We start from the raw sequence: 8076 nt of genomic DNA, 5'->3' as shown, positions 1-8076 counted from the left end.
TATCCCCTATTAATGGTACTGATTGGAGCTATTATTGAGGCTATTTTGCTAAGCTATGTTAGCAAACAAGACGATATTAATATATCCACTTAATGAATATCAATAGTGTTGTGTACAGCAAAAATCAAAAATAGTAGCACTACATAATTAGTTATCTACTATTTTTGAAATAAGCATATGTTATTACAGTTTTATTTAAAACAAATCCTCTTTATGCCGTACATACCAAGGCTTTAAGCAAAAGTCTGCGTCATTTATGGTACGGTTCACCGTAACCACTCTAAATGAGGTTTTGCCATTTTATTCTTATGTATATCTTCTACATAATTATGGTATAATTCTAAAGTACAATTTTATAGCTAACTGTGGGCTACTGGTATCACTTACCTCTTTTAAGACGGGAGTTGATACTTAATGAGTAATGACGTTCTAATGTTACTATTTACTGGTGGATTATTTTTATTAGCAATATTAACATTTATAGTGTTACTTATAGATAAAATATCGAAAAAATAGTAGCCCCACCCGCAATTTGGAAGCTACTATTTTTGCTAATGCTTATACTATACAAATGACAATTCCGTGTCAAGCCAGGTTTCAATAGCATTTCTTATATCAATAATTGAGTCATTCAGTGAAAAACGAAACCCTTGGCAGCCTCCATTACAATGATCGCTTATCCCTCTTTTTATTCCACAGCCATATCCCTTTTCAATCATTTCTTGTATAAATGAAGGGAATTTTTCGATGGTATCAACGTATTTATCCGTGTTTTTCGCTTTGATGTTTATTTGATAACCATTATTAAGTGATACATTAATCCCCCATATCTCTTTACCTTTATAAGAATATTTAATCTTTATCCATAAATCTTTTATATCCACATTGCATTTAAGCCCTTTATCCAAATAGCGTTGATGTAGCTGCAATATAAAATCTTGCACATTGGCAGACAAAGGTATCATAGTATCTTTTAATATAGAAATAACATCGTCGCTTTTATTATTTTTCAACACTCTGTAATCACATCGCAATAAAATATCGGAGAAGCGGCAATAACTGATTGCATTGGCCTTATTGACCTTCGATTCCTTGGCGTTTGTACCAAATTCTATCTCTGCTATTGCCATTACCTTCAAGCCCGTCAACATACCAGGATTATCAGGATAGGAAATCTTTATTTCTTCGGCTTTTGATAGCTCTAGTTTTTTATCATTCAAGTTTATACCGTCAATCAATATGCCGCAGTCAGTCAAGAATCGCAAGCATTCAATGCTTTTAGAAACAGGGATTTTCGTGTTGAATATATTGTTCCCGACAGTAAGGGATTGAGCGTTTTCTGTTAGTACACCATGAAAGCCTATATTCAATAATAAGCATTTCACATTGTGCAAGAATGGAAAATATACCGAAATAGTAACGCGGTCATCAAATGCATGAGCATTCTTTTTACGATTATCATAGGAATCACCTTCAACAATCAAAACATCGCAAAGGTGATACAAAAAGTTTCTGAACGCAAGAACTCCTTCTCGAATATCTTCCTCCTTTGATATATTTTCAAACATTAGATTAATCGCATATGTTTCAGGTATTTCTGCCGTAATAACATTTTTTAAGTGTTTTGCCATATCCTTGAGCGTCTTTGGCATTTATTTCACTTCTTTCTTCGCAAAGTCTACTTTATACTGCCAGTCACCGTATTTTTTGTCGTTATCAGTTATCGTTCCTTCAGTAAGGGTTATACGCAGGACGATTGAGTCAGGGTTATCTTCGTCTCCATGTGCATCGAACCATGTGAAGATTTTTTTCATTTTCGCTCTTATTTCCGCGTTCCTCTCATCCTTTACCCAACCGAGATTTTCAGCCGTTCCTTGAGCAACAAACAAGTCTAACCCACAGATGGAAACCTCGCTGTTTTTCCCAATTTCCAGCATTTTATTTTTATTAGCGTCTGTAGAAACATAAAACATACCGTCTTCATAATAAGCATCAACCATACGGACAGCAGGACGGGAATCGCCGACGGCGTTGGGGGACAATGCAATAGTTGCAAGAGCAATAAGGTTGTCCTTTCCGTTTCCGCAGAATTCTTCCATAAGCTTCATGGCATTTTCATACTTGTTCATGATAATTCCTCCATTTATTTTTTATTTCTCTATATGCCCTGTCATACTTTGCATTTCCCAATTACCTAAATAATACTTAATCATGGGAAATTGCTTATATATTTATATCCCTTCTTTTAGTTTGATGGGAAAATATCTTTGCATTTGTTTATATCCAAGTCCCTTTTCTATGTCTTTATATGCAATATCTCTTCCTTCTTCATATAAATAAGGCATATTGAACATAACATTGCGGTCTTTGTCAAGCTCAAAATTTGTGCTTTCAATCCATCGGCGCACTTTATCTTCCACTTTGTGTATGCTCTCGTTATCTTCGTCAATACTGACTGCCATAGCATATAGGCCTCCCGAAAAATCGATTAATTTAAAAGGGCTTACATCAGCGTCGCTAACACCATCTTTAACGGCACATATCCATTCAGCTTTATCATTTTTAGATAACAAAAAATCAAAACAATCGAAAATCACACTCTTATACAAATGACAATACTGCCACAATTGATACATATATCCGCCTTCTTTGAACATTTCCCCCCACGGTTGGTCGCCACAGGTTACTGCTTTGAATGCCGGTATTCTGACGACCATTATATCAGGAATCTTTTTATCCAATTTTTCCGTTATTTCAAGCAAGCGGTTTACATTAGAGGGCTTGCCGATATAGTCAACACTTACCAGCTGTGTTTCAATCTCTTTAGCCTTGTTATACAGCAGTTTTATATCGGAGTTGTCTGAAAAGTTCACTTGCTCGATTTCACGTATAAAATCAAGTACGATTTCTTTCAACTCATGCAAAAGTGCAACCTCGTCGTCTATGTTCTGTACTTTTTTTCCCAGCACTTCTAAAACTACATCAGAACCGGAAGTGTTGAAAACACGTTGAATGTCTTTTATGCTGATATTCAGCTTGCGCAAAATGAGTATTTGTTCAAGGCGCCTAACAGCGTTATCGTCGTACATTCTATATGTGTAGTCATCACTTCGGGTGCTGGACAACAATCCCATGTCCTCATAATAACGCAGTGTACGAGCTGTAATATCATATTTGCTTGACACATCTTTGATTTTGATTAGGTTATTCATTTGTTTCGCCCCCCTTTTCTTAATTAGCAAGGATATATTTAGTATAAACGATTCCCCAAAGGAAGAGTCAAGAGGGTAATGCTACTTTTTTGTAGAAAATATAAATTTTCTCTCTTATTGAGAGACGTCATAAGCATTATTGCAGATTATTAATCTTCAGTACAATTATTCTTTTCTTGTGTTGAATATGTGGAAAGTTCCCATGCTAAGCACAAAAAAATGGGTCAAAAGAAAAAATCCTTTAACCCGGGTATATAATACACCAAATTTATGTCATTTACTATTAAGTCTATAATTCAATTCTTTTAAATCCATTCAGTGTAACTAATGCTTTTAAGCTTAATACTCCAATCCATTCATTATATGCTTCTTTTAAATCGCCTTTATAATAGCTGTCCCCCCATGGTGGATTAATCTTACCATCTGATTGTAATTGATTAATCAAGAAATCCAAGTTCTCATCTATTTTTGACTCTAAAACTCCAAATCTGCTGCTATTTATGCTGCTTACAAAATCTACTGGCGTTGGAACATATTCATGCCATTCTTTTGTATCATATACTATTACATGTTCTACTGCTGATGAAATTACTCTCTCTAATCTCATTTGTAAATGCTCAGTCAGAACTTCATATAACTTTATATAACAAAATATTTCATTTTCTGAACTGATTTCTTCCTTGCTTTCTATGTAATTGATTGCATATTCCACTAGTTTTTCTATATCAAGGCTTTTAACATACTCTTTATATCTATATAGGTATGCAACAATTTCTGCAGAAGGATTTCCCCAGTTTTTATCAATTACTGTCATCCCATCATCTTCATTATAATGCCACCAGGGAGCATGAGGAAAATCATTTAATTCCTTTGGAACTGCAAACAAACCATTTCTATTAATATCATAGGTTGTCTCTAAATAACCTATTGCTGCCGATATCATTTCTTTGGCTTCTTTTAGACTATCAATTTCAGATAAAAGCCTTATTCCTATGGAGGTAGCCATAGGTGAGGAATGGGTCAGTCTAAAGTCAGATTCTATTCCATGACCAAAACCGCCATCTTTATTTTGATATTTTTTTAATTCATTTACTATTTCATTCTCTGTTCCACCAAAGAAACGGTATTGAAATATTGATTTTTCTAATGGTCTGGCATATCTATTAATGGACTGTACAACCTTTTCAAAGATATCTAAGCCTAGTTTTTTCAATTATCTCACTCCTTTTTATAGTCTCATTCCAGGCACTTCTATTCTATAAGTGTATAAAAACTAATAATATTTTCATCAATATCACGTAAATAAAAGGAACGACTTCCCCAAGGTTGATTGGTTGGGGCTTTCACCCAGTCAATATTAATGTCCTTTAGTCGCTTGTATTATTCATCAACATTTTCAACATTAAATTCTAGAATTATACTTTTATTTGATTTAGCTTGAGCTGAACCTGGGGCTATATTTTCATGTGCTTCTAAAGCATACATTGATAACGCATTATCTCCAACCCTAAATACAGCATAATCATCTCCATAAAACTCCGCTTTAATTTGTAGAATGTTTTCGTAAAATTCACTTAATCTCTTAACATCATCAGTTATAATACAGCTATTAGTTAAACGCATTTCTAATCCTCCTCAATATCTTTTTTTCTATTTTAATACTGATTAGGATTATTGTATTGTAAAAAACGGACATCTTTAACTTCTTCTATATTAAACACTATATCCATGCAGCCATCAGGTATAATTCTGCTTGTAATAAATCCTTTGCAGTATTGTTTGTTTTAGAAATCTAATAACAGTCTACATAGGGCTGAAGTTTACTAACAGGAGAATATTCTTTATATATTGCATTTTGCAATTTTACGCTTGGCCATAATTTTTTAAATAACTCTTTAATTTACAACTTGGAATTTTCACATCAAAATTTTCAATAAGTTTAGCCTTGAAAATTCTGTTTCAAATATTCACGTACTATTATTTGAAGATTCTTATTTAAGTCCTCATCTCCATTTAGCCGAAGTACTTTACAAGGTAACGAATTAGCCCATTGTTAATGCGTACTCATGCACGGAGAACCAAAGGTTTATCCGTATCTTTTCTCCAAATGTAATCGTCTATATCGAAATAAGGAAAATCAAGCTTTTCTGCAACCAATTTTCCTAATGTTGTTTTTCCAGAACCAGATGAACCAAAAATAATAATTCCTCTTGCCATTTCTTTTATCTCCTTAACGCAAAATTCCTATTTATCTTTCAATTAAAACTTACTCACCTTTTTACTATAGCATATTTTGTAAATATATTAATACTTATGCTACGGTTTTCACCTATAAAAATAGTCTTAACCAAGTAATATCAATGGTTAAGACTAAAAACCTCCTTTATTTATGGTACGGTTCACTCTAAATAATCCTAAACTTATGCATAGTGAAAAACCATTGACGTATCCGTCGAGGGTTTCAATGGTGGAGGCGAGGGGTGACACTTATTATCCACGAATTTAAATGTTTTAATTTTACAACCATGAACATTATTGACAGCGTAATTATATTATTATATAATTATATAATAATATAATAATATAACATTGTATTTATAGGAGATTAACTTATGGAGCAAATAGATGACTTAATAAAAAGAATTGAGAAACTTGAAAGTGCTGTTTTTGGAAAAAATGCTATTGAAAAACAAGGTACAGTTCTTCCTCTATCCGATAATTTTAATAACATAGTAAAGGAGGTAAATGAAAATCTTAAAAGCTTAAAAGTACATTTTAAAGATGAGGACAGTATCATCTTCCAATCGGTATTTCATAACAAAGATGCCGCTAACGATTATCAATTGACTTCATTATTCGTTTTAGATGAAGAAGAACCAGATGAAGAAATAGAAGCACTTTGTAATGTTTTGTCTTCTAAACAAAGGATATGTATATTAAGGTATTTAACTAGAAATCAGTACAGCAGCGGTGAATTAGTTGAATTAACAAAAATGGCTGGAGGACATCTCCATCATCACTTAAAGGAATTATTATTAAATAAATTTATATGTAAAAATGAAAATGGAAAATATACTGCAACCAATCAAGGGTTAAATGTATATCTTACAATAGCAGCATTAAATAGGAGACTAAAATATGATGATAGGATAGATTAAGTAAAAAATAATATTTTTTAGGTGTCTAAATCTATAACTGATGCCTAATTTAGGAGGTATTAATATGGAATATATTTTCCCAAATCCAAATGAAAAAATATGCATAGTAAAGGGTAAAGACGACATTAATAATATTCACTGCGGAGAGAAATTATCTAAAACCTCTCCACTGTATAATAAAATAATTGCTGAGTTAAAATTCCCATTTCATCAATCAGTTATTAAATTGAGTCAATGTACAAGAAACTTAATGAAAGATACTGTTGGACCAAATGTATTATTACTCTCAGATAATGAAGGTGGATTTGCAAATTGTGGACTTAGATTAATAGAAGAATATGAATCTATTGATTATCCACATTTAAATTATGTTGATTTAGTTATTGATGAAGAAAGATTAAATAATGGTGAACTTCAAATTTTCAGCCATGAATTAGGCCATATAATGCTGGCAAATATATTAAAAAACTTCCCCTTCAGTAACTCTTCAAAACAGCATGTAAGTATGGGAATTACAGATTTTTTTATGGCTTTTAATGAAGGCTGGGCAATCCATTTCGAAAAATTGTCCTATGATTTTATTACACATTATAAAGAAGTCCATAATTTAAAGTGTAATTATGATAAAGACATAAACAAATTATGGCTATGTGAAGCAGATACTGAATTAAGACTAAATGGTATTTTAGAAAATACGTATATTCATAAAAAATTACTTCCATCAACCGATAAGCTAAAATTAAATATAGTGGATACTATAATGCTTGAACATACATCAACAATTTTTGATAAAATAAATTTAAAAAATTCACAAGAAATGTTATCCTGTGAAGGAGTTATAGCAACCCTTTTCTATAGAATAAGCACAAATAAGATTTTACAAAACAACTTTCTATCAAAAGACTTCTACAACAATTTCTTACTTTCAAACATAAGTAATGAAACTGATGCAAAAGAACTATTTACACCCTTTGAAAATGTTATGCTAAAAACTTTCTGGACATGGTATAAAATTAAAGATAACTTAAATGAAAACTCCATTCCTTTTATAGAATTTATAAAAATGTGGTGTGAATGTTTTCCTGAAGATAAACAAGAACTAATAAAATTATTCATATCAACAACAGTAGGAAAAACCATATCCAATGACCTTGCTGATATATATGAAAAAGCTGCATATAATGGAATGATAGGAAATATACAAGCTCTTATTGACGCTTATAATGAATACAAGAAAACTTTCAATAATTTATGCGATATGATAGAAAATTATGATATTGCTATAGATAAAAATATAGGCAAGGAAATATGGATTGAAAATTCGCATGTAAAAATTCGAAAATGTTTTTGGCTTAATGAAGAAATGATACCACTAAAGATTAATCTTAATACAGCTTCGCTATACGATTTAATGAGTTTCCCTAAAATTACTTTAGAAAAGGCAACTGAAATTCTTAAGGAAAGAGTAAAAAAGGGATATTTTAATACTGTGGATGAAGTTGGACAAGATTACTTTATATAAAATTATTAGGAGCATATCATAACTTCTACTTCATTTATGATATGTTCGCCTTTAATTGTCCTAAATCGATAGATAAATCATAACCACCGGCTTAGCCGGTGGTTTGCTCAGCCCTATAAGGGCCTATTACTGGCTGGGCTGAAAGCCCTCTGAATCAGTCTGCCAATCGCATATTTTCCCATGC

9 protein-coding genes are annotated in these 8076 nt (G+C 32.0%); 3 read left to right on the top strand and 6 right to left on the bottom strand.

The window, feature by feature from the left end:
• Positions 1-414 precede the first annotated feature (414 nt).
• The gene (locus IAI10_RS24075; protein ID WP_315675860.1) at positions 415-516 is read left to right on the top strand and encodes a putative holin-like toxin; all 102 of its coding nucleotides are present in this window, start codon (positions 415-417) and stop codon (positions 514-516) included.
• A 47-nt stretch (positions 517-563) separates the two neighbouring features.
• Here the strand turns inward: IAI10_RS24075 and IAI10_RS24070 are convergent, their stop codons facing one another.
• From IAI10_RS24070 to IAI10_RS24045, 6 genes are all read right to left on the bottom strand, one after another.
• Positions 564-1652: a hypothetical protein gene (locus IAI10_RS24070; protein ID WP_315675859.1), complete on the bottom strand. Its 1089-nt coding sequence runs from the start codon at positions 1650-1652 to the stop codon at positions 564-566.
• Positions 1653-2129 (bottom strand): pyridoxamine 5'-phosphate oxidase family protein, encoded by a 477-nt coding sequence (locus IAI10_RS24065; RefSeq protein WP_315675858.1) that lies wholly within the window; start codon positions 2127-2129, stop codon positions 1653-1655.
• Between the two features lie 102 nt (positions 2130-2231).
• A complete protein-coding gene (locus IAI10_RS24060; protein ID WP_315675857.1) occupies positions 2232-3212 on the bottom strand; it encodes a MerR family transcriptional regulator in 981 nt (326 codons plus the stop codon).
• A gap of 289 nt (positions 3213-3501) precedes the next feature.
• Positions 3502-4425, bottom strand: a complete 924-nt coding sequence (locus IAI10_RS24055; RefSeq protein WP_315675856.1) for a hypothetical protein — start codon at positions 4423-4425, stop codon at positions 3502-3504.
• A 167-nt stretch (positions 4426-4592) separates the two neighbouring features.
• A complete protein-coding gene (locus IAI10_RS24050) occupies positions 4593-4835 on the bottom strand; it encodes a VOC family protein (RefSeq protein ID WP_315675855.1) in 243 nt (80 codons plus the stop codon).
• Positions 4836-5276: 441 nt separating this feature from the next.
• Positions 5277-5429 carry a shikimate kinase gene (locus tag IAI10_RS24045; protein ID WP_315675854.1) on the bottom strand — a complete coding sequence of 51 codons (153 nt, stop codon included), beginning with the start codon at positions 5427-5429 and terminating at the stop codon, positions 5277-5279.
• A gap of 395 nt (positions 5430-5824) precedes the next feature.
• Between IAI10_RS24045 and IAI10_RS24040 the strand changes: the two genes are divergently transcribed.
• Together IAI10_RS24040 and IAI10_RS24035 are read left to right on the top strand one after the other, a co-directional pair.
• Positions 5825-6370 carry an ArsR family transcriptional regulator gene (locus tag IAI10_RS24040; protein WP_315675853.1) on the top strand — a complete coding sequence of 182 codons (546 nt, stop codon included), beginning with the start codon at positions 5825-5827 and terminating at the stop codon, positions 6368-6370.
• A gap of 64 nt (positions 6371-6434) precedes the next feature.
• A complete protein-coding gene (locus IAI10_RS24035; protein WP_315675852.1) occupies positions 6435-7892 on the top strand; it encodes a helix-hairpin-helix domain-containing protein in 1458 nt (485 codons plus the stop codon).
• Positions 7893-8076 lie beyond the last annotated feature (184 nt).

This window comes from Clostridium sp. 19966, from assembly GCF_032335695.1.
Lineage (GTDB): Bacteria > Bacillota > Clostridia > Clostridiales > Clostridiaceae > JACTOJ01.
The sequence above is the reverse complement of the archived record's forward strand: the minus strand, read 5'-3'. Positions and strand labels throughout refer to the sequence as shown.

Excerpts from the sequence above, each read along its gene's own strand:
- IAI10_RS24075 (WP_315675860.1), top strand. The coding sequence starts at position 415 with ATGAGTAATGACGTTCTAATGTTACTATTTACTGGTGGATTATTTTTA.
- IAI10_RS24070 (WP_315675859.1), bottom strand. The coding sequence starts at position 1,652 with ATGCCAAAGACGCTCAAGGATATGGCAAAACACTTAAAAAATGTTATT.
- IAI10_RS24065 (WP_315675858.1), bottom strand. The coding sequence starts at position 2,129 with ATGAACAAGTATGAAAATGCCATGAAGCTTATGGAAGAATTCTGCGGA.
- IAI10_RS24060 (WP_315675857.1), bottom strand. The coding sequence starts at position 3,212 with ATGAATAACCTAATCAAAATCAAAGATGTGTCAAGCAAATATGATATT.
- IAI10_RS24050 (WP_315675855.1), bottom strand. The coding sequence starts at position 4,835 with ATGCGTTTAACTAATAGCTGTATTATAACTGATGATGTTAAGAGATTA.
- IAI10_RS24045 (WP_315675854.1), bottom strand. The coding sequence starts at position 5,429 with ATGGCAAGAGGAATTATTATTTTTGGTTCATCTGGTTCTGGAAAAACA.
- IAI10_RS24040 (WP_315675853.1), top strand. The coding sequence starts at position 5,825 with ATGGAGCAAATAGATGACTTAATAAAAAGAATTGAGAAACTTGAAAGT.
- IAI10_RS24035 (WP_315675852.1), top strand. The coding sequence starts at position 6,435 with ATGGAATATATTTTCCCAAATCCAAATGAAAAAATATGCATAGTAAAG.